This window comes from Streptomyces sp. NBC_00341, from assembly GCF_041435055.1.
In the GTDB taxonomy this organism is placed as follows: domain Bacteria; phylum Actinomycetota; class Actinomycetes; order Streptomycetales; family Streptomycetaceae; genus Streptomyces.
On the sequence record NZ_CP108002.1, the window covers coordinates 2,356,899 to 2,382,706 of the forward strand.

Consider the following 25,808-nt stretch of genomic DNA (forward strand, 5'->3'; position numbering starts at 1 on the left):
CGGCCGTTTTTACCGACAGGACGTCGGGAAACAGTTGACTTAGGTAAACCTAAGTAGGAAGATCGGGACATCGGCCGGCACCGCGGCACAGCGGCGGCGGGCCGATATTTCCGTCTCTTTCTGGACTTCCCGTCCCCCTTGGTCCCCGGAGGCCCGCCTTGGACGCAACCGTCACCGCCACCCCCTTCTCGACGCTGATCCGCACGGCGTCGCACGAGCAGCACGTCGAGGCGGAGACCTCGACGTTCATGAGCGACCTGCTCGGCGGGCGCCTCGGCGTGGACGCGTACACGCGCTACACGGAGCAGCTGTGGTTCGTGTACCGCGCCATGGAGGACGACGCCGGGGCGCTGCGCGAGGACGCGGTCGCCGGTCCGTTCATCCAGCCCGAGCTGATGCGCACCGCGGAGCTGGAGCGCGATCTGGCCCATCTGCGGGGTGCGGACTGGCGCGAGGGCCTGGAGCCGCTGCCGGCCACGGCCGCGTACGCAGAGCGGGTGGCCGAGTGCGCCCGGAGCTGGCCCGCGGGTTACATCGCGCACCACTACACCCGCTACCTGGGCGACCTGTCGGGCGGCCAGATCATCCGCGACAAGGCGGAGCGCACCTGGGGCTTCGAGCGCAAGGGCGACGGGGTGCGGTTCTACGTCTTCGAGGGGATCTCCAACCCCGCCTCGTTCAAGCGGGGTTACCGCGAGCTGCTGGACGCGGTGGACGCGGACGACCTGGAGAAGCAGCGGATCGTGGACGAGTGCAAGCGGGCGTTCGCGCTGAACACGGCGGTGTTCCGGGAGCTGGGAGAGGCGTTCCCGCTCAGTGCGTAGGCCTTGGCGGCCGGCGGTGGGGTTACTCGGGCTCGGGTGACCCCACCGCCTTGTTTTGTCCTCAATCGCCGGACGGGCTTGATTTTCCGCCCGACTGCTTGGTTTTCCGCCCGACGGCTTGGTTTTCCGGCGGGCGGGCTTGGTTTCAGCCCTGGGCTGCCAGGACGACTCGGCCGCCGATCTCCACCGTGCCGTCCGGTGCAGGGGCCGTGAGGATCTGGGAGCCGCGGCCCTGCCTGATGTTCAGCGCGCGGTTCAGCCGGTCGCTGAGCAGCAGCGCGGCAGCTCCCGTCGCCTCGTCCTCGACGATGCCATCGCCCCGCCGGGGGAACGCCCGCGCCCTGATCCGGCCGGCCGCCTCGTCCTCCCACGCCCATACGTAGAGCCGGCCCTCGCCGGGCGGCGGGCCGGTCAGCGCCTCGACCTCGGCCGCAGAGCCGTACTGCTCCAGCGTGCGTGGCGGGGCCCACTCGGGGCGGGCGGTGATCCAGCTGAACTCGCCGTCCTGACGGGCGAAGACCTCCCCCACCTCCAGCTCCAGGATCTCCAGGTCGAGCAGCCAGGCGGCGCCGACCAGCGGGTGCCCGGCGAACGGCAGCCGCAGGCCGGGGGTGTAGATCTCCAGGTGCCCGCGTTCCGGGTCGTCCACGAACACGGTCTCGCTGAAGCCGAGTCGCCGGGCCAGCTCCTGGCGCGAGGCCCGCTCCGGGTGGTCCCGACCGTCGCGTACGACGCCGAGCGCGTTGCCGTGCCGGCCGTCGGGGCCGCAGAACACGCGCAGTACGTCGATGCCGGCGGGTACGTCGTAGTCGCTCACGTGCGCATTCAAGCACCGCCCGGGTACCGGCCCCGCGAGAGGGCCCGCACCCGGGCGGTGGTGTCGCGCGGTGCTGCTAGGCGGTGCGGCGGCGACGGGCCACGACGACCGCGCCGGCACCGGCCGCCATGATCAGGCCGGAGGCGGCGAACAGCGCGCCGGCCGGGATGTCGGAGCCGGTGGAGGCCAGTGCACCGGAGCCGCCGACTGTACCGCCGCCGCCCACGGTGCCGCCGGTGGTGGACGAGCCGCCGGTGGTGGATGAACCACCCGTGGACGAACCACCCGTGGACGAGCCGCCGGTGGACGGGAGTTCGGCGTTCTTGTCCAGGGCGACGGCGACGGTCAGCGCGTCGAGCTGCTCACCCGCCCGGTACATGCCGCCGAAGGCCTTGGTGCCGTCGGAGGTGAGGGTGGCCGGAACGGCGGAGAGGGTCACCACACCGTCCTTGGCGGTGAGTCCGCCGGCGGGCAGCTCGATGTCCGCGACGGCGAGACCGGTGTAGGTGGCGACCTTCTTCGTCTCCCGGTCCTTGGTGGACACGTCGGCGATGAGCTTGCCCTTGGTCCCGTCGGCCTGGATCTCCAGGTTGCTCAGGGAGAGGTCGAGCGTGTAGGCGCCGTCCTCCTGGTGGCCCAGGAAGCGGACCTTGCCGTCGAACTCCGCGTTCAGCGTCTGCTCGGCGGCGTCGAAGTGGCCGGTGGCGTCGGGGAAGCGGTAGCCGCCGCCGGACGCGGTCGCGCCGCCCGTCGTCTCGACCTTGCCGTGGGCGATGGGGCCGGTGACGTACGTACGGAAGGAGGCCTTCACGCCCCAGTTCAGGGTGCCGTCGACGATGGCGCCCGGGTCCGCGGCCGGCTTGTCGGTGGCCGTGGTGCTCGGGGAGGGCTTCGACGTGGGGTGAGTGGTCGGCCTGTCCGTGGGCTTCACGGTCGGCTTGTCGGTCGGCTTGTCCGTGGGCTTCTCTGTCGGCTTCTCGGTCGGCTCCGCCGGGTCTGTGGGCTTCTCGGTCGGCTTCTCGGTCGGGGGCGCGACCGCCTTCACCGTGAGCGTGGCCGGGTCGAGGACCTCCCCCGCCTGGTACTGGCCGTTGAAGGCCTCGGAGCCCGCCTTCGTCAGCTTCGCGGGGATGTCCTTGAAGACCATCGCCCCGCCCGCGCCCTGACCGGGCTTCACGGCCGACAGGTCGAGGTCCGCGACCGCCACGTCGTTCCGGGTGCCCTGCGGGGTCGCGACGTCGGCGGTGATCGCACCGCCCTTGCCGGCGGTGGACAGCTTGACGTCCGAGAGCGTGATGTCGAGGACGCCGCCGTGGGCGGAGAAGTTGACGCCGCCCTCGAAGGCGGTGTCGGTGCCGTGGGTGGTCATGTCGTACGTGCCCTTGCCGTTGACAAAGGTGAACACACCGTTGCCGGCGGCCTGGGTGGCACCGTCCTTGACCGTGATCTTGCCCGCGGCGCCGATGTACTTGCGGAAGGACTCCTTGAAGCCCCAGTCCAGCGTGCCGTCCTTCAGCTCCATCGTCGGGGCGGCCGCGGTGGCGCCGTCCGAGCCGGACTGGCCGGCCGCGAACGCCGGGAGTGCGAAGGCGGTGCCGAGGGCGGCCGCGGTGGCGACGGCTGCGGCGAGGGCTATGGGGCGGCGGGTGGCTGCCATGGTCGGTGGTCTCCTCAGGGATCAGCGGGGGTGGGGATGGGGACAGGGGGGACAGGGGGGACAGGGGGTGGAGCGAGGCGTGGGGGGCGGGGAGGGGTCCGGGGTCAGGAAGGGGTGCCCGGCGTCGAGCGGCCGCGGCGTACCAGGAACAGCACGCCGCCCGCGACCGCGGCGAGCACGGCGGCGGCGCCGAGGGTCAGGTAGAGCCCGGTCGAGGAGCCCTTGTCCGCGGCCGATGCCACGGACGCCGTGGCGGCGGCGGTCTTCGGCCCGGGGGTGTCCGACGGCTGCGCGGCGGGGGCCGGGTCGCTGCCCAGGTCGGGGAGCGCGGGCAGCTTCGCCTTCGCGTCGAGGGCCACGGCGAGCGAGACCGGGTCCATCGCGGTGCCCGCCCTGTAGAGGGAGCCGAAGGCCTTGGCGCCGTCGGCGGTCAGCTTCGCGGGGGCCTCCGTGAGGACCGCGAGGCCGCCCTTCGGCGCGAAGTCCTCGGCGGTGAAGGTGATGAGCGGCGCGGCCTTCCGTGTGCCGTCCTTCGTCCGGACGTCGGCGCTGAGGGTGCCCCGGCCCGCCTTCAGCCCCACCGCGAACCGGGAGAGCGTCAGGTCGAGGCCGTCCGCCCCGGTGAAGCGGACGCTGCCCGCGAAGTCGGCGGCCAGGGTCTGCTCCTTCGCGTCGTACGTGCCCTGCCCCTTCGGGAAGCGGAAGAGTGCGCCGCCGTCCTGGGCGCCCTGGGCCAGGGTCCACTTGCCCTGGCCGATCGAGCCGGTGACGTACTCCCGGAACGTGCGGCGCACGCCCCAGTCCACGGCACCGTCCTCGATCCGGCCCGCCGTCCCCTTCGGCTTCGCGCCGCCCGAGGGCTTCCCGGGGGACTTGGACGCGGCGGGCTTCCCGGCCGGGGCCGAGGTGTCCACGGAGAGGCTGACCGGGTCCAACGGCGTACCGGCCGTGTAGTAGCCGGCGAAGGACCTGGCGCCCTCTGAAGTAAGCGTCGCCGGAACGTTGTTGAGGGCGACGGGGGTAGAACCGCCCCGCATGTCGATCCCGGACAGGCCGAGCGTGGCCAGCGGCACCTGGGCGGCGGAGGTGACCCGGCCGGTCCCCCGGTCCTTGCTGACCATGTCGGCGTACAGGGTGCCGCCGCCGCCCTGGATGCGGACGGTCGGGCGGCTGATCGTGAGGTCCAGCTCGTTGGAACCGTCGGACTTCTTGTGGCCGGTGAAGTGGACGCCGCCCGAGAAGCCGGCGGTGAAGGCGCCGCTCGCCGGGTCGTAGGAGCCGGTCGCGGAGTGGAAGCGGAACTGGCTTCCGCCGACCGTGGCCGCGCCGCCCGTCAGGTTCCAACTGCCGTGGGCGATGGGGCCCGTGACGTAACTCTGGAAGGAGGACTTGATCCCCCAGTCCAGCCGGCCGCCCTGCACCGTCCGGCTCGCCGCTTGCGCGGCGGTGGCCGGGAGCAGGGCTCCCAGCAGTACCGCGAGAAGCGCGACGGCGAGCGCGCGGGCAGGTCTGAACGGCGGCATGAACCCCTCCGAGGTCTAGAAGATGAGGTAAGGCTAACCTAAGCTATGTACATCGTGTGCCGGTACCCCCTTCCGTCACATTCCTCGCAATCCACTCCCAACTGCACGCCGCAGAACGACAGGACGGTGCCCCAGTGCGCTTCTCGCAGGACTTCGCCCCGCCGGGCCGCGACACCGGGCGACCGGGGCGCGGGCGCATCGGCCTCCGTACGGCCGCGATATCCCTGGCGGTCGCGCTGCTGCTGGCCGGCTGCGGGGGTACGGGGACCCCGGCGGCGAAGACGGCGGGCGTCAAGAACGCCTCGGCCGCCGACGCGGACCGGATCGAGCCGCTGGCCACCGTGCCCGCGCCCCACCTGCCCGTCACCGTGGAGTCGGCGGACGGCAAGCGGACCACGATCACTTCGGCCGACCGGATCGTGCCGCTGACCGGCAGCCTGAGTGAGATCGTCTTCACCCTCGGCCTCGGCAAGCAGGTGGTGGCCCGCGACATCACCGCCACCTTCGAGCAGGCCGAGAAGCTCCCGGTGGTGACCCGCGCCCACGACGTGTCGGCCGAGAGCGTGCTCTCCCTGCGGCCCACCGTCGTCCTCGCGGACACCACGACCGGCCCGGCGGAGGCCATCGGCCAGATCCGGGACGCCGGGATTCCGCTCGTCGTCGTCGAACCGGCCACCGAACTCGCGGACGTCGGCCGCCGGATCGAGACGGTGGCGGCCGCCCTGGGCGTACCAAAGTCCGGCCATGAGCTGAAGCAGCGCACCCAGGACCGGATCGACGCCGTCCGGAAGTCCGTGCCCGCACCGGCCGACGGGGCCAAGAAGCCCCGGGTCGCCTTCCTCTATCTGCGCGGCTCCGCCTCCGTCTATCTGCTGGGGGGCCGTGAGTCCGGCGCGAGTTCACTGCTCGAAGCGGCGGGCGCGGTCGACGCGGGCAAGGCCTCCGGGCTGAAGAAGGACTTCACCGCCATCACCAGCGAGGCCCTGGCCAAGGCGGCTCCCGACGCGATCCTCGTGATGACGAAGGGGCTCGACTCGGTCGGCGGTGTCGACGGCCTGGTGAAGATCCCGGGCGTCGCGGAGACCCCGGCCGGCCTCGACCGCCGGATCCTCTCCATCGACGACGGGGTGCTGCTGAACTACGGGCCGCGCACCGACCGGGTGCTGAGCGAGCTGGTCGCCCAGCTCCACCCCGGGAACGGCGCCGCCAAGTGACCACCACCTCCCACGACACAGCTGTCCAGGCGGTGGCGGGAGAGCCCGATCCGGCTCCCGCGCCGCCCCGCGCCCGGCGCACGACCGCCGTCACCCTGACCGCCGGGCTGCTCGCCGCCCTCGTCCTGTGCGCTCTGCTCTCCGCCGGACTCGGCGCGTACAGCATTCCGCTCGGTGACGTCCTCGCCTCCGTCCAGCACCGGATCGGACTCGGCGGACACGCCCTGGACCGGGTCGGGGAGAGCGTCCTGTGGAACGTCCGGCTGCCTCGGGTCGTCCTCGCGCTGCTGGTCGGCGCGTCCCTCGGCTGCGCGGGCGCCCTGATGCAGGGGGTGTTCGGCAATCCGCTCGCGGAGCCGGGCGTCATCGGGATCTCGGCGGGCGCTGCGGTCGGCGCGGTCGCCTCGATCGCGCTGGGGCTGAGCTTCTTCGGCAACTGGACCATCACCGTCTGCGCGTTCGTCGCCGGTCTGCTGACGGTACTGCTCGTCTACGCGCTGTCGCGCTCCGGCGGCCGGACGGAGGTCGTGACGCTGATCCTCACCGGCATCGCCGTCAACGCCTTCGCGGGTGCGCTGATCGGGCTGTTCATCTTCTTCGCGGACAACGCTCAGATCAGCCAGATCACCTTCTGGCAGCTCGGTTCGCTGGCCCAGGCCACCTGGCCGAAGGTGCTGGCCGTGCTGCCGTGCGCGGTGCTCGGACTCGTCGTCGCGCCGTTCTACGCCCGCAAGCTGGACCTGCTGGCGCTCGGTGAACGGCCCGCCAGGCACCTGGGCGTCGATGTGGAACGGCTCCGCGTCGTGCTGGTGCTCGTCGTGGCGCTGCTGACCGCCGCCGCGGTGGCGGTCGCCGGGATCATCTCGTTCGTGGGGCTGCTGGTGCCGCATCTGCTGCGGATGGCGAACGGCCCCGGACACCGCTTCCTCGTCCCCGGCAGCGCGCTCGGCGGTGCGCTGGTACTGGTCGCGGGCGATCTCGCGGCCCGTACCGTCGCGGACCCGGCCGAGCTGCCGCTCGGTGTACTGACCGCTCTGATCGGCAGCCCGTTCTTCTTCTGGCTGCTGCGCAGGACCCGTCGCAAGCAAGGTGGTTGGGCATGAGGACGCTGCGGAATCTCTTCGCGGTGCGCGAGCGCCTGCTCCCCGCGCCGGTCGCGCCCGGCGCCCCGGTCGCGGAGGTGAGCGGGCTGCGGGTCCGGCTGGGCGGGCGCCAGGTGCTCGACTCCGTCGGGCTGACGGTGCACGCGGGCGAGGTGCTGGCGCTCGTCGGCCCGAACGGGGCCGGGAAGTCGACGCTGCTGGCCGCGCTCGCCGCCGACCTGCCCGCCGCGAGCGGCACCGTACGGATCGGCGGGCGGCCGGTCGACGACTGGTCCGCGGCCGAACTCGCCCTGCGCCGGGCGGTGCTGCCGCAGTCCGCCGCGCTCTCCTTCCCCTTTCCGGTGGCCGACGTCGTCCGGATGGGGCGCGCTCCCTGGGCCGGTACGGAACGCGAGGACGAGGACGATCCGGCGGTCCGCGCGGCGATGGCGGCCACCGAGGTCACCGAGTTCGCCGCCCGCCCGTTCTCCGCGCTGTCCGGCGGCGAGCGGGCCAGGGTCGCGCTGGCCCGGGTGCTGGCGCAGCGCGCCCCGCTGCTGCTGCTCGACGAGCCGACCGCCGCGCTGGACCTGCGCCACCAGGAGCTGGTGCTGAGGATCTGCCGGGAGCGGGCCGCCGCCGGTGACGCGGTCGTCGTCGTCCTGCACGATCTGGGACTGGCCGCCGCGTACGCCGACCGGGCCGCCGTGCTGCACGACGGGCGGATCGCGGTGGCCGGGCCGCCCGCGGAGGTGTTCACGGGCGCGCTGCTCGGAGAGGTCTACCGGCAGCCGGTCGAGGTGTTCCCGCATCCGCGGACCGGGGTGCCGCTCGTGGTACCCGACCGGACCGCTTGACCATTGCTTTACCCCTGCCGGGCTCGCCCATGGGTCGGTCGTGATCGCCCCGTTCCCCCGCGTGCGCGGTGAGAGCTGAATCACTGCGTGCGTGGGTATCGACCAGGTAAGGGTCGGTTAAGTTAGGTCCGCCTCACCTGCCCTTGTCCGGTCCTTCCGTTTTCTTCCTTCATCCTCATGTGGAGCCCGTATGCGAGCCGTTCGTCTCTCCGTCGTCACCGCCGCCGCCACCGTGGCCGCTCTGACCGCTGTCACGGGCTGCGCCGAGAAGAGCGACGGCAAGGGTGACGGCGCCGTCCAGGTCGTCGCGAAGGACGACTCCTGCGAGGTGTCGAAGAAGAAGCTGCCGGCCGGTCACGTCGAACTGGCCGTGCAGAACAAGGGCTCCAAGGTCACCGAGGTCTACGTCCTGTTCCCGGACGACCGCATCGTCGCGGAGCGCGAGAACATCGGCCCCGGCACCAAGGCCACCATCACGGCCGAGATCAAGGCCGGTTCGTACGAGATCGCCTGCAAGCCCGGCATGAAGGGCCACGGCATCCGGCAGAAGCTGGAGATCAGCGGCGGCAGCGCCGCCAAGCGCAGCCCCGAGATGGACAAGGCCGTCGCCGCCTACCGCACCTACGTCCAGGACCAGGCCGACGCGACGCTGCCGAAGGCCAAGCTCTTCACGGACGCGGTCGCCGCCGGGGACATCGAGGCCGCCAAGAAGGTCTACGCCGAATCCCGGCTCGGCTGGGAGCGGACCGAGCCCGTCGCGGAGTCCTTCGGCGACATCGACCCGAAGGTCGACGTCCGCGCGGACGGACTGGAGGACGGCCAGAAGTGGACCGGCTGGCACCGCCTGGAGAAGGCGCTGTGGCAGGACAAGAAGCTGGGCGCAGAGGAGAAGGCCCTCGCGCCGACCCTCCAGAAGGACCTGCTCGACTGGCAGAAGCGGGTCGGCACGGCGGAGATCACCCCGACCTCGATGGCCAACGGTGCCAAGGAACTCCTCGACGAGGTCGCGACCGGCAAGGTCACCGGCGAGGAGGAGCGCTACAGCCACACCGACCTGATCGACTTCAAGGCCAACGTCGAGGGCGCGGAGAAGTCCTACGAGCTGCTGAAGCCGATCGCCTCGAAGAACGACGCGGCCCTGTCGGCCACCCTGGACAAGCGGTTCGCGGAGCTGAACAACCTGCTGGACACCTACCGCAAGGACAAGACCTCCTACGAGTTCACCTCGTACGAGAAGGTCGGCAAGGCGGACCGCAAGGACCTGTCGGACGCGGTCAACGCCCTGGCGGAGCCGCTCTCCAGGCTCGCCGCCGCAGTGACGAAGTAACGGGCCGCAGAGAGGTTTCGGGCATGTCCGAGGACACACAGGACGCGGGCGCGCAGGACGAGGGCGCACAGGACGCTGGCGCGGCGCACACGGATGCCACCGGCGCACCCTCGCGGCGGGCGCTGCTCGGCTGGGGCGGCGCCGGACTCGCCCTGGGCGCGGTGGCGGCGGGCGGCGCCGTCGCCGCGGTCCGCTCCGGCGACGATCAGGTCCCGGCCGCGGACAGTGGTGCGGCGGTGCCGTTCCACGGGGCGCACCAGGCCGGGATCGCCACCGCCGTCCAGGACCGGCTGCACTTCGCCGCGTTCGACGTGACCACGAAGGACCGGGCCGAACTCGTCGCGCTGCTCAAGGAGTGGACCCGGGCCGCCGAGCGGATGACGGCCGGCCACGCGGTCGGTGACGGGGCGTACGGGGGCCTGGCCGAGGCCCCGCCGGACGACACGGGCGAGGCGCTGGGCCTCCAGCCGTCCCGGCTGACGCTGACCATCGGTTTCGGTCCCTCGCTGTTCGCCAAGGGGCGGTTCGGCCTGGAGGACAGGCGGCCAGACGCGCTCGTCGATCTGCCGGGGTTCCCCGGCGACAACCTCGACGCGGCCCGCAGCGGCGGCGACCTGTGTGTCCAGGCCTGTGCGGACGACCCGCAGGTGGCGGTGCACGCCATCCGCAACCTGGCCAGGATCGGCATGGGCCGCACCGCGATCCGCTGGTCCCAGCTGGGCTTCGGCAAGACGTCCTCGACGACGCCGGGCGCCCAGACCCCGCGCAACATGATGGGCTTCAAGGACGGCACCCGGAACATCTCCGGCAGCGACACCGCGGCCCTGGACGAGCACGTCTGGGTCGGCGGGAAGGACCGGGCGGGCTGGATGACCGGGGGCTCCTACCTGGTGGCCCGGCGCATCCGGATGCACATCGAGACCTGGGACCGCGCCCCGCTCCAGGAGCAGGAGGACGTCTTCGGCCGCGACAAGGGCGAGGGCGCCCCGGTCGGCAAGGCCAAGGAGCGCGACGAGCCGTTCCTGAAGGCGATGCTGCCGACGGCCCACGTACGGCTCGCGCACCCGGACAGCAACGCCGGGGCGACGATCCTGCGGCGCGGCTACTCCTTCACCGACGGGACGGACGGCCTGGGCCGCCTGGACGCCGGGCTGTTCTTCCTCGCGTACCAGCGCGACACCCGCAAAGGGTTCGTACCGCTCCAGCGCCGTCTGGCGGCGCACGACGCGCTCAACGAGTACATCCAGCACGTGGGTTCGGCGCACTTCGCCGTCCCGCCGGGCGTCCGCGACAAGGACGACTGGTGGGGCCGGGCGCTGTTCTCGTAGCCGTTCTCAAGCACCCCGAAGCGGAAAGGGATCCGAATCGTGTTCAGTAACTTCCTGATCGGCCTTCGCGAGGGCCTTGAGGCCAGCCTGGTCGTCTGCATTCTCATCGCGTACCTGGTGAAGACGGGCAACCGGAACAGGCTGCTGCCCATCTGGGTCGGCGTCGGGATCGCGATCGTCGTCAGCCTGGCGTTCGGCGCCGGGCTCGAATTCGGCTCCCAGGAGATGACGTTCAAGGCGCAGGAGGCGCTCGGCGGCTCGCTGTCGATCCTCTCCGTCGGCCTGGTCACCTGGATGGTCTTCTGGATGCGGCGCACCGCCCGGCACCTGAAGGCGGAGCTGCACGGCAAGCTCGACGCGGCGCTCGCGATGGGGACCGGCGCGCTGGTCGCCACGGCGCTGCTCGCGGTGGGCCGGGAGGGGCTGGAGACCTCGCTGTTCGTCTGGCGTGCGGTGCACGCGGCGGACGACGGCTGGCATCCGATGATCGGCGCGGTGCTGGGCATCGCCGCCGCGGTGGTGCTGGGCTGGCTGTTCTACCGGGGTGCGCTGAAGATCAACCTGGCGAAGTTCTTCACCTGGACCGGCGGCATGCTGGTGGTCGTCGCGGCGGGCGTGCTCGCGTACGGGGTGCACGACCTCCAGGAGGCCGAGTTCCTCGGGGGCCTGCAGAACCGGGCGTTCGACATCAGCACCACGATTCCGCCGGACAGCTGGTACGGCACGCTGCTGAAGGGCACCTTCAACTTCCAGCCCGATCCGACGGTTCTCCAGATCACGGTGTGGGCGCTGTATCTGATCCCCACGCTCGCGCTCTTCCTCGCCCCGGTAGGGTTCGCACGGTCAGTGGGGGCGACGGATCAGAAGGCGCAGAAAGCAACGGATGAGAAGTCTGAGGCCGGTTCGGCTGGCGACGGGGCTCGCGGCGGCGACGGTGCTGAGCGTGACGGCGAGCGGATGCATGACGGTGCACGGCGAGCTGGAAGTCGTGCCGGCGGCGACGAGGTCTGAGGCCGCACAGGCCCTGAAGACGTTCACCGCCGCGTACAACGCGGCGGACAAGGCCTACGATCCGGCGCTGGACGCGGACGAGATCGGCGGCTCGCTCGGGGCGATCAACCAGGCGGGCCTGAAGGCCCGGCACAAGAACAACCCGGACGGCAACGCGAACCACCGGCCGCTGGAGCTGACCGACGCGAATTACGTCATCCCCAAGAAGGCGGGCTGGCCGAGGTGGTTCGTCGCGGACACCGACTCCAACCGGGACCAGGACGACGGCAAGCTGGACACCCGCTGGCTCGTCGTCTTCACCAAGTCCGGCCCCGACGCGGGCTGGAAGGCCGTCTACCTCTCGGTCGTCGCCCCGTCGCGGCTGCCCGCCTTCGCGAAGGACGACGACGGCCGGGCCAAGCCGGTCCCGGCGGACAGCACCGGACTGACGGTGCCCCCGGAAGAGTTGAGCAAGCAGTACACGGACTACCTGCAGAAGGGCACGCCCGACGTCTTCGCCCCGGGCGCCTCCACCTCGCTCTGGCGCACCACGCGTCAGAACACCCGGCGGGCGGGTTTCTCGTACCAGTACATCGACCAGCCGCTGGACAGCGGCGCGTTCGGACCGCTCGGCCTGGAAACGAAGGACGGCGGGGCGCTGGTCTTCTTCAGCAGCAAGCACTTCGAACGCCAGACCGCGGCGAAGGGGCTGCGCCCGACCGTCACCCAGGATGTGCGGGCGCTGCTGTCCGGCGAGGTGAAGAGCACCCTCACGAAGGAGCGGGTCTCCAGCCAGCTGGTGTACGTCCCGAAGAAGGGCGCCGGCACAGCCAAGGTGACCATACTGAACCGCCTCCCGGGCCTGACCTCGGCCAAGGGCTCCTGAGGACCGAGTCAACCCCGCCCGAGCACAAAATCAAGCCCGCCCGGCGATTGAGGGCATCTTTTCAAGCCCACCCGGGCGCAAAACCAAGCCTGCCCGGCGATTGAGGGCACCTTTTCAAGCCCGCCCGAGCGCAAAACCAAGCCTGCCCGGCGATTGAGGGCACCTTTTCAAGCCCGCCCGGGCGCAAGATCAAGCCTGCCCGGCGATTGAGGGCATCTCTTCAAGCCCGCCCGGCGATTGAGGGCAACACCGCCACCGGGCGGCCCCGGCACCCGCACCCACCCCGCCAGGCCACCGCCTACCGGCTCAGCGGCCAGGCCACCGACTCATGATCCACATCGCTCTGCTCCGCCGACCCCACGAACCGCGCACACGCGTCCGTCAGCGTCTCCAGCAGCGTCAGCGGATCCGGCAGCGGATTCTCCGGCCCCCGCACCCACCGCACGTCCAGCTCCCCCGGAAGCCGCGCGGGCGGCAGCAGTACGTAGCTGCCTCGGCAGTGCCACCGCAGTCCGGGGTGCTCGTCCATCGTCTCGGGGTGGCAGTCCAGCTCACACGGCCACCATTCGTCCTCGTCCTCCGGCGTACCCCGTGTCGCCGTGAAGAAGAGCATCCGGTCGTCGCCGGACCGGGCCACCGGGCCCACCTCGATCTCGGCGGCGAGCAACCGTTCCAGCGCCTGCTCACCCGCCGACCACGGGACGTCCAGAACGTCGTGGATCATGCCGGTCGCCGTGATGAAGTTGGCCTGCGGCTGGCTGCGGGCCCAGCGCTCGATCTGGGACCGGTCGGTGGTCGACTGCGTCTGCCAGGCGAACGAGATCGGATGCCTGGCGGGGGTCGGACAGCCCATGCGTTCGCAGGAACATCGGTAGCCCAACGGATGGGCAGCGGGCGCGATCGGCATTCCGGCCTCTGCGACAGCCAGGAGCAGTGCCTCCCGTGCGGTCTCGTCGACCTCGCTCTGCTGCGGTTTGGGTCGTCGGCGCAGCCAGTGGGAAAACCTGCTCTCTGAGCCGCGACTACGGCCGAAATCGGCGCCCATCTATCCCCTTACCTCAGCGTTGCCCCTGTCCATCGTCCCACCATCCTGCGCCTCGGGTGGCCAGACTCCGGAAGCGGGGTGGGCGGATCGGCGGCGCGGGGTGAGCACTATCACACCTTCTGTCATGAAATGCGCGGCAGGAGTGCTCACCGTGCGGGCCGGAGCGGAGGGGGGCGGCTCCGCACCGCGAGGGAACCACCCGATCGGTTCACTGCGCGGCGGGCCCCGGACGGCGCACCATGGGCTCACGCACATACCCGTGCGACGCACCGGCCGCAGCGGCCACCAATGCCGCCGCGACGATTCGTGAGGAGCCCTCGTTGCCTCGTGAAGCCACACCCCGCCGCTACCTGATGTGCGCCCCGGCCCACTTCAGGGTGACGTACTCCATCAACCCGTGGATGGACCCCACCAAGCCGGTGGACCTCCCGCTGGCGCAGACCCAGTGGGAGGATCTGCGCGACCGCTACCGCGCCCTCGGTCACACCGTGGAGCTGCTCACCCCCGACCCCGAGCTGCCCGACATGGTCTTCGCCGCCAACGGGGCCACCGTGGTCGACGGCCGGGTGCTGGGCGCCAGGTTCGCCTACCAGGAGCGGTTCGCAGAGGCGGCCGCCCACCGCGACTGGTTCCGCGAACACGGCTTCACCGAGATCCATGAGCCGGACCACGTCAACGAGGGCGAGGGCGACTTCGCGGTGACGTCCTCGTACCTGCTGGCGGGCCGTGGCTTCCGGTCGAGCCCGCTCTCGCACGACGAGGCCCAGGAGTTCTTCGGGCGGCCGGTGATCGGGCTGGATCTCGTCGATCCGCGCTACTACCACCTGGATACGGCGCTGAGCGTGCTCGACGAGGCGTCCGACGAGATCATGTACTACCCGGACGCCTTCTCACCGGGCAGCCGAGCGGTGCTGGCCCGGCTCTTCCCCGACGCGCTGATCGCCGATGAGGCGGACGCCGCCGCGCTCGGGCTGAACGCGGTGAGCGACGGCCGCAACGTGCTCCTGCCGCAGGCCGCCACCGGCCTGTTCGATCCGCTGCGGGAACGCGGCTTCGAGCCGTTGCCGATGGACCTGAGCGAGCTGCTCAAGGGCGGCGGCAGCGTGAAGTGCTGTACCCAGGAGCTGCGCGGACAGGACAGCTGCTAGCCGGCCTCGGGCGGCGGCCAGGCGTCGCCCCAGTCGATGTCCCGGGCGGCGCGGTACAGCTCGCCGTGCCGCTTGGTGACCGTGGCCCGCTGGAGCCCCTCGTCCCGGGTGCACAGCTCCAGCAGCACCTGGCCCTTGCGGATCTGCGGGCGGCGGGTGATCCGGGCCCCCACCGGGTCCACCGCGAACCGGGTCGCCGCGACGTAGCTGAACTTCTCGTCCTCGTACGGCAGCGAGCCGCCCTTCACCTTGCGGTGCAGCGAGGAGCGGCTCACCCGGGCCGAGAAGTGGCACCAGTCCGTGCCGGGCTCGATGGGGCAGACGTCGCTGTGCGGGCAGGGCGCGGCGACGGTGAACCCGGCGGCGGTCAGCCGGTCCCGCGCCTCGATGACGCGGGCGTAGCCGTCGGGGGTGCCGGGCTCGACGATCACCACGGCCTGCGCCGCACGGCCCGCGGCGTCGACGAGCGCGGTGCGGGCCTGCGGCGTCAGCTCGTTGAGCACGTAGGAGACGGTCACCAGGTCCGCGGGGTCGAGCGCGAGGTCCTCGCCGATCCGGGCCCGCCGCCACTCGACGGCGTCGAGCGCCGGGACGCCGGCGGCGGCGGCCAGTTCGCGGCCGAGCGCGAGTGCGGGCTCGGCCCAGTCCAGCACGGTGGTCCTGGGCCCTTCCCAGGCCCCGGCGACCGCCCAGCTCGCCGATCCGGTGCCGCCGCCGACGTCGGTGTGGGTGGCGGGCACCCAGTCAGGGGCGGCCTCGCGCAGGGCGTGCAGGGCGGACCGTACCGCTTCGAAGGTGGCGGGCATCCGGTAGGCGGCGTACGCGGCGACGTCCGAGCGGTCGCGGAGCAGCGGGGTGCCGGTGGGTGTGGTCCCCCGGTAGTTGGCGATGAGCCGGTCGACGGCCTGGGCGGCCTGGCGGGGCGGCAGCCCGTCGAGGAGTCCGGCCAGTGCCGCACGCAGGGTGTCCGCGGTGGGGAGGGTGTCGTTCACCGACGAAGTGTAGGCGGATCCCGGCCGCCCCTCCCCCGGGCCGTGGCCCGTCACGGCCGCGCGGCCACCTGCTGCCAGGGCCGGCACAGCGCCAGGAAGCAGGCCATCGCGCCCACCGCGCACACCAGCTGTACGACGGCCATCGGTACGGCCGTCGCCTCTCCGGCGATCCCGACGAGCGGCGAGGCGATGGCTCCGATCAGGAACGACGACGTGCCGAGCAGCGCGGAGGCGGATCCGGCCGCGTGCTTGGTGCGCATCAGGGCCTGGGCGTTGGTGTTCGGCATCGCCAGGCCCATCGCCGACATCAGCACGAACAGCCCCGTCGCCACCGGCACGAGTCCGACGTCGCCGAAGACGCCGGACGTCATCAGCAGCAGCGCGGTCGCGGCCAGCACGATGACGGAGAGCCCGAAGCCGAGCGCCTTGTCCAGGCTGATCCGTCCGACGAGGATCTTGCCGTTGATCTGGCCCACGGCGATCAGGCCGATCGAGTTGATGCCGAAGAGCATGCTGAAGGTCTGCGGCGAGGCGCCGTAGATCTCCTGCACGACGAACGGCGAGGCACTCACGTACGCGAAGAGGGCGGCGAAGGCGAGGCTGCCCGCGATCATGTAGCCGGTGAAGACGCGGTCGGCGAGCAGGGCGCGCATGGTGCGCAGCGCGTCACCGATGCCGCCGGTGTGGCGCTCCTCCGGTGGCAGGGTCTCCCGCAGCCACTTCCAGACGACCAGGGTGAGCAGGGTGCCGACGACGGTGAGGACGGCGAAGATGCCCCGCCAGTCGGTGAGCCGCAGGACCTGTCCGCCGATGACGGGGGCGATGACGGGGGCGACGCCGGAGATCAGCATCAGCGTGGAGAAGAACCGGGCCATCTCCATGCCGTCGTACATGTCACGCACCACGGCGCGCGCGATGACGATGCCGGCCGCGCCCGCGAGCCCCTGGAGCAGCCGGAAGCCGATGAGGAGTTCGACGGTCGGGGCGAAGACGCAGATCGCGGTGGCGAAGACGTAGATGATCATGCCGAGGAGCAGCGGGCGGCGCCTGCCCCAGCGGTCGCTCATCGGACCGACGACGACCTGTCCGAGCGCCATGCCGGTGAGGCAGGCGGTGAGGGTGAGCTGGACGGTCGAGGCGGGTGCGTGCAGCGAGTCGGTGACGGCGGGCAGCGCCGGGAGGTACATGTCCATGGACAGCGGCGGCAGCGCGGTCAGTCCGCCGAGGACCAGGGTGACGAGAAGTCCGGTGCGCCGGGCCGCCGCGGTGGCGGCCGGCCGGGGTGAGGTGACGGGTGCTGTGTCGGTTATGTGTACGTGCTGGGCTCGGCTGACGCCGCTCTCCGGCATTCTGATCTCCATTGTTGTTGAATCCGCCTCTATGCTCTCAGCTCAGCCGGAATGGTCGACACCTTTTTGGGAGCGTGCATGAGCAGGACTGTCCGTTGGGGCGTGCTGGCGACCGGTGGCATCGCGGCGACTTTCACCGCCGACCTGCTGGCGATGCCCGATGCGGAGGTGGTGGCCGTCGCCTCCCGTACGGACACCGCGGCGAAGGCGTTCGCCGAGCGGTTCGCGATACCCAGGGCCTACGGCAGCTGGGCCGAACTCGTCGCGGACGACGAGGTCGACGTGGTGTACGTGGCCACTCCGCACTCCGCGCACCGGGAGGCGGCCGGGCTCGCGCTGGAGGCCGGAAAGCACGTGCTGTGCGAGAAGGCGTTCACGCTCAACGAGCGCGAGGCGCGGGAGCTGGTGGAGCTCGCGCGCGGCCGGGGCCTCTTCCTGATGGAGGCCATGTGGACGTACTGCAACCCGGTCATCCGCCGGATGACCGAGTTGGTGCGGGACGGGGCGATCGGTGAGATCCGCACCGTGCAGGCCGACTTCGGCTTCGCCGGTGACTTCGGCGCGGAGCACCGGCTGCGCGATCCCGCGCTGGGCGGCGGTGCGCTGCTGGACCTCGGGGTCTATCCGGTGTCGTTCGCGCAGCTGCTGCTGGGTGAGCCGGACCGGGTGCGGGCGGACGCGCTGCTGTCACCGGAGGGCGTCGACCTGAACACCGGGATGCTGCTGGGCTGGGACTCGGGCGCCACCGCCCTGCTCGCCTGCTCGATCGTCGGGCACCACCCGACGGCCGCCACGGTCATCGGGACGGCCGGACGCATCGACTTCCCGGACAGCTTCTTCTATCCGCAGCGCTTCGTGCTGCACCGGGCGGGCCGCGAACCGGAGGAGGTCACCTCGGGGCCGGGTCCGCAGGGCCTGTCGGGGATGCAGTTCGAGGCGGCGGAGGTGATGCGGGCGGTCCGTGCGGGTGAGACGGAGTCCCCGTTGGTGCCGCTGGACGGTTCGCTCGCGGTGATGCGGACGCTCGACGCGGTACGTGACCGCGTCGGCGTCCGCTACCCGGTGGACCTACCCTAGAACTCGGGTCAGGCGGGGGTGAGGCCCTGGTTGCCCACCTCCGTGACGAGCGATCCTGCCGTGGTGAGGGGGGCGCCCGGCTTGGTGACGGCGGACACCGTACGGAAGTCGGCGCGCGCCTGCCGCTCCTGGAGGGTGACGACGGCGTAGCCGCGGCGCCCGTTGTAGAACTTCAGGTGCGGGTTGGCCTGCATCAGGTTGTTCCAGTTGGCCGGCTTCTCCGCGCCGTCCTTGCCGCTGGTGATCGACGTGGTGACGATCTCGGTGCCGACGGTGCGGGACTTCGGGTCCTCGAAGTCCCGCTTGATGTCGAAGCCGTAGCTCACGTGCACGTCGCCGGTCAGCACCATCAGGTTGTCCACCCCGGCGGACTGGGCGCCCTTCAGGATGCGGTCCCTGGAGGCCGTGTAGCCGTCCCAGGAGTCCATGGAGAGCTTGTAGGCGTCGGTCGGTACGTCGCGCCGCTGGGCGAAGGTGACCTGCTGCGGCACGACGTTCCAGGTGGCCCGGGAGTGGCGCCAGCCGTCGGTCAGCCAACGCTCCTGGGCCGCGCCGGTGATGGTGCGCGAGGGGTCCTCGGACTCGGGTCCGGGGGTCTGCCAGCCGTCGCCGTACGCCTGGTCGCTGCGGTACTGGCGGGTGTCGAGGATGTCGAACTGGGCGAGCCGGCCGAACTGGAGGCGCCGGTAGAGCTTCATGTCCGGGCCGGTCGGCCGCTGCGGGGCGCGCAGCGGCTGGTTCTCCCAGTACGCGCGGTAGGCGGCGGCCCGGCGGATCAGGAACTCCTCCGGCGGCAGGTTGTCCTCCGAGGTGTCCCCGGCGTAGTTGTTCTCGGTCTCGTGGTCGTCCCAGGTGACGACGAAGGGGTGCGCGGCGTGGGCGGCGCGCAGATCGGGGTCGGACTTGTAGAGGGCGTACCGCAGCCGGTAGTCCTCCAGCGTGGTCGTCTCCCGGTTGAAGAGGGCGGGCAGGGTGCGGTCGGTGTAGTTGCGGGCCCCGCCGGTCGCGGTCACCGCGTACTCGTAGAGGTAGTCGCCGAGGTGGAAGACGACGTCTACGTCCTCCTGGGCGAGGTGCTTGTAGGCGGTGAAGTAGCCGTCGTGGTAGGCCTGGCAGGTGACGGCGGCCAGGGTCAGTTCGCGCTTGTGGGCGCCGTTGGCGGGCGCGGTGCGGGTCCGGCCGACCGGGCTGGTCCACTTGCCGGTGCGGAAGCGGTAGTAGAGGACGCGGTCGGCGTCCAGTCCCCCGACCTCCACGTGGACGCTGTGGTGGAACTCGGGGTGGGCGGTGGCGGAGCCGCGCCGGACGACCCGGCTGAAGCGCTCGTCGCGGGCCAGCTCCCAGCTCACCTCGACGCGGGCGCGGGGCAGTCCGCTGTCGGGCTCGTACGGGCGGGGCGCGAGTCTCGTCCACAGCAGGACGGAGTCGGGCAGCGGGTCGCCGGAGGCGACGCCGAGGGTGAACGGGTCCTCGTCGATCCGCCGGGCGTCCAGCTCGGCGGCGGCCGCGGAGCCCGCTGTGGGCAGGCCGACCGAGAAGGCGAGCGCGGCGGCGGCACCGGTGACGGTGAGAAATCGGCGGCGGCCCGTGTGCCGGACGGCGTCGCGCAGCTCCTGCTCCTGCTGGTGCGATGAGTGCGTCATCTGTCCCTCCCCTGACTGGTGGTGTGAGGGGAAGTCCACCGGTCCAGCACATCCGGCGGTTGTCGTGCTCGCGTCGTGCGGGCGTCGTCGGGATGAGGATTGCGGCGGGAATGGGTCCCCAGGGGCAAAGTCCGCATATGCGGCCAGGGCCATGATCATTAACTCCGGCCCGGACCGCCGGGGAATCGCCGGAACCCGGTACCGGGTTCACCCCCCGGAGTCACGAACCCGCCCTCCGAGGAACCCCCTTGGCCCGGACGGACGCCGGCGGACGGCCGGGGCGCTCCACCGGCACGGAGCCCTGGGCGTACGCTGCCGCACCATGAGCAACAAACTGTTGAACTCCGCGAGGAAGACGGCCGTGGTCACGGGCGCGGGCTCCGGGATCGGTCGCGCGGTGGCTCTCGCCCTGACCGGCGCCGGCTGGTCGGTGGCGCTCGCGGGCCGCCGCCCGGAACCGCTCGCCGAGACCGCCGCGCTGGCCGGGGAGCACGCCCGCGTCATCACCGTCCCCACCGACGTCTCGCGCCCCGAGGAGGTGGACGCGCTCTTCTCCTCGGTACACGAGTCCTTCGGCCACCTCGGCCTGCTCTTCAACAACGCGGGCACCTTCGGTCCGGGCGGCGTACCGGTCGAGGACCTCGGGTACGAGGACTGGCGCACGGTGGTCGACGTCAACCTGACGGGGGCGTTCCTGTGCGCGCAGGCGGCATACCGCCGGATGAAGGAGCAGGACCCGCAGGGCGGCCGGATCATCAACAACGGCTCGGTCTCGGCCCACACCCCGCGCCCGCACTCGGTCGCGTACACGGCGACCAAGCACGCGCTGACCGGTCTGACGAAGTCGCTGTCGCTGGACGGACGCCCGTACCGGATCGCCTGCGGGCAGATCGACATCGGCAACGCGGCGACCGAGATGACCGAGCGGATGCGGACCGGAATCCTCCAGGCCAACGGCGAGCTGGCCGTGGAGCCGGTGATGGCGGCCGCGGACGTGGCGAGGACCGTGGTCCACATGGCGGAGCTCCCGCTGGAGGCGAACGTCCAGTTCGCCACGGTGCTGGCGACGGCCATGCCGTACGTGGGACGGGGCTGACCGACTGACCCGATCAGTCGGAACCGGTCCCCGAGCGAACAGAGTTGACCAACCCTCACACCGGAACGGTCGATGCCTGCCGAAATGACACCCCGGCCGGTCCGGTAAGCGCGTGCTGCCCTTATGCTCATCGTTCTTCACCGGAACTACACACTAGGAACACAGCATGCGCATACGCACCGCGGTGCCCCTCGCCCTGGCGGCCACCACCGCCCTCGCCGGTTCGCTGCTCGTCGCGGCACCGGCCTCGGCCGCCTCGCACCAGGGCGGAGTGCACCTCGGCAAGATCCAGTACGACAGCCCCGGCAAGGACACCCGGTCCACCGCCTCACTCAACGCCGAATGGGTGGAGATCCACAACAACACCAAGGCGAAGTTCCAGCTCAAGGGCTACAAGCTCAAGGACAACACCGGGTACACCTACACGTTCGGCAGCTACAACGTCAGCCCGGGAAAGACCGTCAAGGTCCACACGGGCAAGGGGAAGACCAGCCCCGGTCATGTGTACTGGAACCGTGGTTCGTACGTCTGGAACAACACCGGTGACAAGGCGCGGCTGATCAAGCCGAACGGCAAGCTGCTGGACTCCTGCTCCTGGACGAAGTCGAGCAAGGGCACCAAGAACTGCCACTGAACCGGCAGCCGCGCCCGGCCCGCACGGTCGGGCCCGCACGGTCAGGCACGCAGCGGTCCGTCGCGGTCCGGGGTCCGGGGAATGTCCCGGGCCCCGGCACGGTTGTGCGGCACATGAACGAGATCTCGCCGGCCGCGGTCCTCCGCTACACCGCCTTCTCCGCCGATCCGGACGGCGGCAATCCGGCCGGTGTGGTGCTGGACGCGTCCGGGATGGACGAGTCGGAGATGCTCGCCGTGGCGGCGGAGCTCGGATACAGCGAGTCGGCCTTCCTGACCGGGCGGACCGGGGCGGCGGCGCCGGGCGCACGCGGCTACGCGATCCGCTACTTCAGCCCGAAGGCGGAGGTCCCCTTCTGCGGGCACGCCACCGTCGCGACGGCCCTGGCGCTCGCCGAGCGGGACGGCCCCGGAGACCTGGAGTTCGCCACCGCCGCCGGGCCGGTGCCGGTCACCGTCGTCCGCGAGGGCGCCGAGCTGCGGGCCACCCTCACCAGCGTGGAGCCCCACATCACGGACGTCTCCCCGGACGACCTGGCGGAGGCGCTGGCCGGCCTGGGCTGGCCGGCCACCGATCTCGACCCGGCCCTGCCGCCCCGCATCGCCTACGCGGGCGCCCGGCACCTGGTGCTGGCCGCCGCGACCCGGGAGCGGCTGGCCGACCTCGACTACGACTTCGGCCGTGTCGAATCACTGATGCACCGGCTGGACCTGACCACGCTGCAACTGGTGTGGCGCGCCTCAGAGACCGTCTTCCACGTCCGCGACCCGTTCCCCGTCGGCGGCGTGGTCGAGGACCCGGCGACGGGCGCGGCGGCCGCCGCCTTCGGCGCGTATCTGCGGGCCCTCTCCCTGGTCCCGGACACCGCCGGGCTGACCCTCCACCAGGGTGAGGACATGGGCCGGCCCGGCACCCTCACCGTCACGCTGCGGGCGGGCGACACGCGGGTCAGGGTGAGCGGGACGGGCACCAGGATCCCGGCGGCGGTCCGGCGGCCGTTCAGCGGCTGAGGAACTTCCGGTACCAGGGTGCGTGTTCGGCGAAGGACGTACGGAAGTCCGGACCCGGCTCGCAGCCGAAGTCCTGCCAGACCCGCTCGTCGGCGAACCAGTGGTCCACGGTGAGCATCTCGAAATGGTGCTTCGCGTACGGGACACCGGCCAGCCGGGCGCGGGCCTCGTCCACCCCGATCTCCATGCTCGCCCACGGCAGCGAGAGCTCGGTGAGGACCGTCGACAGGACCTCGGAACAGCTCACCGGCTCCGGATGGTTCACGTGGTAGACACCGGCCGGGGCCTTCTCGGAGAGCGCCGCCCCGAGCAGCGCACGCCCCAGCGTCGCCACGTCGATCATCGAATGGCGGGCGTCGCAGCCGACCGGTCCGGCCGACAGGTACCGCAGCAGGGCCACCAGTCCGGGAATCGCCCACCGGTCCCCCGCCCCGTGGACGATGTGCGGGCGCAGGACGGCCCCGCCCGCCGCGAGGACGTGCTGTTCCGCGGCGGCCCTGGTCAGGCTGACGGCCGAGGCGGGGGCCGGTTCGGCCATTCCGGGGAGCAGCGCCGTGAAGGGGCCCCGGCCGTAGACGGACGCGGTGCTGAGCTGGACGATCCGGCCGACGTCGCTGCGTACGGCCTCGTCGACCAGGGCCCGGGTGCCCAGGTCGTTGACGGTCCGGGCCGTCTGTTCGCCGGAGCCGACGTGCGAGGCGCAGTGGATCACCGCGTCGATGCCCTCGCAGCTGCCGCGCAGCGTCCCGGGATCGGCGAGATCCCCGTACACCGTCTCGAAGTCCGGTCCGTCGGCCGTCGTGGCCGGGGCGTCGGGCTCGGTGCGGTGCGTCATCAGCCGGAGGCTGACGCCGGGGGTCGCGCGGGCGGCGGCGGCCACCCGGCTGCCGACGAAGCCGGTGGCCCCGGTGATGAGGATGCGCGTGGTCATGAGCGGCGGCTCCGGGCGTCGCTGAGGCCGGTCTGACGGAGATCCGGCGTACGGAGGGTGCAGGTGAAGGCGGGTTCGTCGTCCTGGACGGCCCGTATGCGTACCCCGGCGGGCGAGACGCCGTCGGCGGGGACGGGCAGGGCCTCGATCCAGCAGGGGCGGTCGAGCTCCACGTACTGGAGGAAGTCGGCCTGTATCGATGTCGGGAGGAAGGTGCGGCCGGGCGTGGCCGCCTGGGCCGCCTGTCGGGCGGCCTCCAGCAGCAGAATGCCCGGAACATGGTCGTTGGAATGGCTGAAGAGCGTCGGATGCCGGGTGTCCAGCCGAAGCGCCCAGGTGCTGGGCGCCGCCGCGGGAGCGAGGACGACGTCGTGCTCGGAGGTCCTGCCCACGGTCCGGGGTGCGACGGCGGGCAGGAGGGGTATCCGCGCGTCGAGCATGTCGGCGCGGTGTCCTCGTACCCGCTGGTAGGCCCTGGCGGAGGTGCAGCTGATCCGCCCGCCGCCGGTGGCCAGCACGGTGCCGCGGCGGTGCAGGAGGAGCTCCAGGTGCATGGAGCCGAGGCTCCTGCCGCGTCGCTGTATCCGGGAGCAGGACACGTCCACCGTGATGTCCCAGGGCTCCTCGCCCAGCACGAGGCGCCCGGCCTCCGAGGCGTACCGCAGCTCCCACATCACGAACGCGTCCCCGAGGGGCACCCCGAACTCGGAGTGCGCGATCAGCATGGTGGTCTGCCGCATCGTCTCCGCGATCAGCAGGGGGTCCTGGTGGCCCGCGACCGGGGCGAAGAAGCGGTGCGGCCTCGGCCAGTGGGCCGACACCGAGAACTGGGAGTCGGTCAGCCTGGTCAGTCCGGTCGGGAACACGTCCTGCGGATCGGGCCGGTGGACCAGCTGTCTCAGGTGTTCCGGGGAGCTCCTTCTTCGCACCGATTGCTCCATTCCGGCGGCGGAGGCGGAGTCCGGAACTCCGCCGGGGGCCCCGGCGCGGTCGGTGTTCCTCGCGGCCCCGGCACTGCCGGCCGGCACCGAGACACTGCGTGAGGTGATCTGAACCATGAAGTTCCCCCAGGAGGATCCGAGTCACGGAGCCGAGCCGCTCCGCAGTAAGATACTGACAGTTCGGTTTTACTTTCCAGCCAACCCCATATGACACCAACCCCGCCACCACTAGAGAGAAGCTGATGGCACAACAGGCGCGCGCGATCCAGACCCGCAGGTCGATCCTGGTGGCGGCCGCCGAGGTGTTCGACGAGCGTGGCTACAGCAGCGCGACCATCAGCGAGATCCTCGCGCGGGCAGGGGCGACCAAGGGCGCGCTCTACTTCCACTTCACCTCGAAGGAGGATCTCGCGCTCGGGGTGATGGACATACAGCTGCACAGCGATCCGCTGCCGCCGCAGCTGACCAAACTCCAGGAACTGGTGGACCAGGGCATGATCCTCGCCTACCGCCTGCGCCATGAGCCGCTGGTACGGGCCAGTGTCGGCCTGGCCATGGACCAGGCCGTGGAGGGCCTCGACCGGGGCACACCCTTCCGTGCCTGGATAGACCGGCTCGAACTCCTGCTGCGCGCGGCGAAGGGCCAGGGCGAGCTGCTGCCGCACGTCGACCCGGGCGAGACGGCCGAGATGCTGGCCGGATCCTTCTCGGGCATCCAGGTGATGTCGCAGGTCCTGTCCCACCGCGAGGACCTCGGGCGGCGCATCTCGGTCCTGCTGCACTACGTACTGCCGAGCATCTCGACGCCGGCCGTTCTGGCCACTCTGGATATGGCCGAAGATCGCGGTGAACGTCTCCTCCGCCTCCTCGAAACCGTACCGACCCAGACCGGCGCCCCCAACTGACCACCGGAACCAACGGCTTGGCAGGACCAAAGCATACCGGGCGGTCCGGTGTGAGGGGCCGTAATGTCGGTGACGTCGAGTCAGCCATGTGACAGGAGTCGTCGATGTCAGTCCGCCGTGTCGTCCCCAACATCCCCGTCGTCGCGGGCTCGGGTCCCGACGGCGAGGCCGCCACCATGCGGGCGAACGCCGCGTTCTACGGGCTGCTGGGGTTCGAGGAGGTCATGAACCAGGGCTGGATCATGACGCTCGCCCCGCCCTCGGAACCCACCGCCCAGATCAGCTTCATGAGCGCCGACCGGACCGCACCCGTCACGCCGGACGTCAGCGTGGAGGTGGCGGACGCGGACGAGGCACACACGGCGCTGGTGCGCGCGGGCGCGGAGATCGTGTACGGCCCGCAGGACGAGGAGTGGGGCGTGCGCCGCTTCTTCGTCCGCGATCCCAACGGCCGGGTCATCAACGTCCTGAGCCATCGCTGACCCCGTCGAGATTGGCCGGGCGCGGTCTCGCCCTCCACCCCATCTCCCGC

Annotated in this window: 24 protein-coding genes; 15 read left to right on the forward strand and 9 right to left on the reverse strand. The window is 71.4% G+C overall.

Annotated features, from left to right (window positions below; translation table 11 throughout):
* Positions 1 to 158 precede the first annotated feature (158 nt).
* Positions 159 to 824: a heme oxygenase (biliverdin-producing) gene (locus OG892_RS10420; protein ID WP_371628968.1), complete on the forward strand. Its 666-nt coding sequence runs from the start codon at positions 159 to 161 to the stop codon at positions 822 to 824.
* 145 nt (positions 825 to 969) lie between these two features.
* Here the strand turns inward: OG892_RS10420 and OG892_RS10425 are convergent, their stop codons facing one another.
* The 3 genes from OG892_RS10425 to OG892_RS10435 form a co-directional block, all read right to left on the reverse strand.
* Positions 970 to 1,641 (reverse strand): PhzF family phenazine biosynthesis protein, encoded by a 672-nt coding sequence (locus tag OG892_RS10425; protein WP_073735736.1) that lies wholly within the window; start codon positions 1,639 to 1,641, stop codon positions 970 to 972.
* A gap of 76 nt (positions 1,642 to 1,717) precedes the next feature.
* Positions 1,718 to 3,298 carry an HtaA domain-containing protein gene (locus OG892_RS10430; protein ID WP_371628969.1) on the reverse strand — a complete coding sequence of 527 codons (1,581 nt, stop codon included), beginning with the start codon at positions 3,296 to 3,298 and terminating at the stop codon, positions 1,718 to 1,720.
* Positions 3,299 to 3,402: 104 nt separating this feature from the next.
* A complete protein-coding gene (locus OG892_RS10435; protein ID WP_371628970.1) occupies positions 3,403 to 4,821 on the reverse strand; it encodes an HtaA domain-containing protein in 1,419 nt (472 codons plus the stop codon).
* 134 nt (positions 4,822 to 4,955) lie between these two features.
* Between OG892_RS10435 and OG892_RS10440 the strand changes: the two genes are divergently transcribed.
* The 7 genes from OG892_RS10440 to OG892_RS10470 all read left to right on the forward strand — a co-directional run bounded on the left by OG892_RS10440 (position 4,956) and on the right by OG892_RS10470 (position 12,505).
* Positions 4,956 to 6,035: a hemin ABC transporter substrate-binding protein gene (locus OG892_RS10440; protein ID WP_073735739.1), complete on the forward strand. Its 1,080-nt coding sequence runs from the start codon at positions 4,956 to 4,958 to the stop codon at positions 6,033 to 6,035.
* 32 nt (positions 6,036 to 6,067) lie between these two features.
* Positions 6,068 to 7,138: an iron ABC transporter permease gene (locus OG892_RS10445; protein WP_107421785.1), complete on the forward strand. Its 1,071-nt coding sequence runs from the start codon at positions 6,068 to 6,070 to the stop codon at positions 7,136 to 7,138.
* Entirely contained in the window at positions 7,135 to 7,974 is an 840-nt protein-coding gene (locus OG892_RS10450; protein WP_371628971.1) for a heme ABC transporter ATP-binding protein, read from the forward strand. The genes OG892_RS10445 and OG892_RS10450 overlap by 4 nt, the downstream gene beginning before the upstream one ends.
* A 190-nt stretch (positions 7,975 to 8,164) precedes the next feature.
* Entirely contained in the window at positions 8,165 to 9,301 is a 1,137-nt protein-coding gene (efeO, locus tag OG892_RS10455; protein WP_073735742.1) for an iron uptake system protein EfeO, read from the forward strand.
* A gap of 23 nt (positions 9,302 to 9,324) precedes the next feature.
* Positions 9,325 to 10,629, forward strand: a complete 1,305-nt coding sequence (gene efeB / locus OG892_RS10460; RefSeq protein WP_371628972.1) for an iron uptake transporter deferrochelatase/peroxidase subunit — start codon at positions 9,325 to 9,327, stop codon at positions 10,627 to 10,629.
* 39 nt (positions 10,630 to 10,668) lie between these two features.
* Positions 10,669 to 11,640 (forward strand): iron uptake transporter permease EfeU, encoded by a 972-nt coding sequence (gene efeU / locus OG892_RS10465; RefSeq protein ID WP_073735744.1) that lies wholly within the window; start codon positions 10,669 to 10,671, stop codon positions 11,638 to 11,640.
* Positions 11,591 to 12,505, forward strand: a complete 915-nt coding sequence (locus OG892_RS10470) for a hypothetical protein (protein ID WP_371631611.1) — start codon at positions 11,591 to 11,593, stop codon at positions 12,503 to 12,505. Before efeU ends, OG892_RS10470 begins: the two co-directional genes overlap by 50 nt.
* 298 nt (positions 12,506 to 12,803) lie before the next feature.
* Here the strand turns inward: OG892_RS10470 and OG892_RS10475 are convergent, their stop codons facing one another.
* Positions 12,804 to 13,550 carry a bifunctional DNA primase/polymerase gene (locus OG892_RS10475; RefSeq protein WP_073735746.1) on the reverse strand — a complete coding sequence of 249 codons (747 nt, stop codon included), beginning with the start codon at positions 13,548 to 13,550 and terminating at the stop codon, positions 12,804 to 12,806.
* 239 nt (positions 13,551 to 13,789) lie between these two features.
* On the opposite strand from OG892_RS10475, the gene ddaH reads away from it, so the two are divergent.
* Complete coding sequence (gene ddaH, locus OG892_RS10480; RefSeq protein ID WP_371628973.1) at positions 13,790 to 14,698, forward strand: dimethylargininase; 909 nt, start codon at positions 13,790 to 13,792, stop codon at positions 14,696 to 14,698.
* Here the strand turns inward: ddaH and OG892_RS10485 are convergent.
* Entirely contained in the window at positions 14,695 to 15,690 is a 996-nt protein-coding gene (locus OG892_RS10485) for a small ribosomal subunit Rsm22 family protein (protein ID WP_371628974.1), read from the reverse strand. The two genes, ddaH and OG892_RS10485, sit on opposite strands and share 4 nt — an antisense overlap.
* Before the next feature lie 50 nt (positions 15,691 to 15,740).
* A complete protein-coding gene (locus OG892_RS10490; RefSeq protein WP_328867281.1) occupies positions 15,741 to 17,039 on the reverse strand; it encodes a multidrug effflux MFS transporter in 1,299 nt (432 codons plus the stop codon).
* Between the two features lie 78 nt (positions 17,040 to 17,117).
* Here OG892_RS10490 and OG892_RS10495 point away from each other — a divergent pair, with 78 nt between their 5' ends.
* Entirely contained in the window at positions 17,118 to 18,116 is a 999-nt protein-coding gene (locus tag OG892_RS10495) for a Gfo/Idh/MocA family oxidoreductase (protein ID WP_328867280.1), read from the forward strand.
* An 8-nt stretch (positions 18,117 to 18,124) separates the two neighbouring features.
* On the opposite strand, the gene OG892_RS10500 is transcribed toward OG892_RS10495, so the two are convergent.
* Positions 18,125 to 19,759, reverse strand: coding sequence for an alkaline phosphatase (locus OG892_RS10500; protein ID WP_371628975.1), 1,635 nt, complete (start codon positions 19,757 to 19,759; stop codon positions 18,125 to 18,127).
* Between the two features lie 322 nt (positions 19,760 to 20,081).
* Between OG892_RS10500 and OG892_RS10505 the strand changes: the two genes are divergently transcribed.
* The 3 genes from OG892_RS10505 (at position 20,082) to OG892_RS10515 (ending at position 22,499) form a co-directional block, all read left to right on the forward strand.
* A complete protein-coding gene (locus tag OG892_RS10505) occupies positions 20,082 to 20,855 on the forward strand; it encodes an SDR family oxidoreductase (protein ID WP_327336602.1) in 774 nt (257 codons plus the stop codon).
* Between the two features lie 166 nt (positions 20,856 to 21,021).
* Positions 21,022 to 21,489 (forward strand): lamin tail domain-containing protein, encoded by a 468-nt coding sequence (locus tag OG892_RS10510; protein ID WP_327336603.1) that lies wholly within the window; start codon positions 21,022 to 21,024, stop codon positions 21,487 to 21,489.
* A 113-nt stretch (positions 21,490 to 21,602) separates the two neighbouring features.
* The gene (locus tag OG892_RS10515; protein ID WP_371628976.1) at positions 21,603 to 22,499 is read left to right on the forward strand and encodes a PhzF family phenazine biosynthesis protein; all 897 of its coding nucleotides are present in this window, start codon (positions 21,603 to 21,605) and stop codon (positions 22,497 to 22,499) included.
* On the opposite strand, the gene OG892_RS10520 is transcribed toward OG892_RS10515, so the two are convergent.
* Positions 22,489 to 23,430 (reverse strand): NAD(P)-dependent oxidoreductase, encoded by a 942-nt coding sequence (locus OG892_RS10520; RefSeq protein ID WP_073735754.1) that lies wholly within the window; start codon positions 23,428 to 23,430, stop codon positions 22,489 to 22,491. The two genes, OG892_RS10515 and OG892_RS10520, sit on opposite strands and share 11 nt — an antisense overlap.
* Positions 23,427 to 24,359 (reverse strand): ScbA/BarX family gamma-butyrolactone biosynthesis protein, encoded by a 933-nt coding sequence (locus OG892_RS10525; RefSeq protein WP_242436682.1) that lies wholly within the window; start codon positions 24,357 to 24,359, stop codon positions 23,427 to 23,429. Before OG892_RS10525 ends, OG892_RS10520 begins: the two co-directional genes overlap by 4 nt.
* A gap of 254 nt (positions 24,360 to 24,613) precedes the next feature.
* Here OG892_RS10525 and OG892_RS10530 point away from each other — a divergent pair, with 254 nt between their 5' ends.
* Positions 24,614 to 25,276 (forward strand): ScbR family autoregulator-binding transcription factor, encoded by a 663-nt coding sequence (locus OG892_RS10530; RefSeq protein ID WP_073735755.1) that lies wholly within the window; start codon positions 24,614 to 24,616, stop codon positions 25,274 to 25,276.
* Between the two features lie 104 nt (positions 25,277 to 25,380).
* On the forward strand, positions 25,381 to 25,758 hold the full coding sequence (locus OG892_RS10535) for a VOC family protein (RefSeq protein WP_328867276.1): 378 nt from the start codon (positions 25,381 to 25,383) through the stop codon (positions 25,756 to 25,758).
* Positions 25,759 to 25,808: the final 50 nt, after the last annotated feature.